Here is a 229-nt window from a genome sequence, read left to right as displayed (position 1 = left end):
ATGTAACACCAGTTAAAGGTATCGAAACCCCAGTTACGAATACACCATTAACTCCAGAGGATTACACCAAGGGAATTGCCATTCCAGAAGGTGGCAAGGTAACGAATGTTGAGAATATTCCAGACTTAACAACGCCAGGTAAGAAAACTCCAGTTAAAGTAACGGTAGAATTACCAAATGGCAAAACAATTACTGTTGATATTCCGGTTAATGTAACACCAGTTAAAGG

The 229-nt window shown here is 39.3% G+C and carries 1 protein-coding gene; it reads left to right on the top strand.

The genetic code is table 11. The annotated features are described in order from the left end of the window. A partial coding sequence (locus OCF96_RS10135; RefSeq protein ID WP_261447097.1) for a Rib/alpha-like domain-containing protein occupies window positions 1–229 on the top strand: 229 nt, incomplete at both ends.

Source organism: Streptococcus mitis (assembly GCF_946190065.1).
Taxonomy (GTDB): Bacteria; Bacillota; Bacilli; order Lactobacillales; family Streptococcaceae; genus Streptococcus; species Streptococcus mitis_DE.
This window is presented reverse-complemented; position numbering and strand designations above follow the sequence as displayed.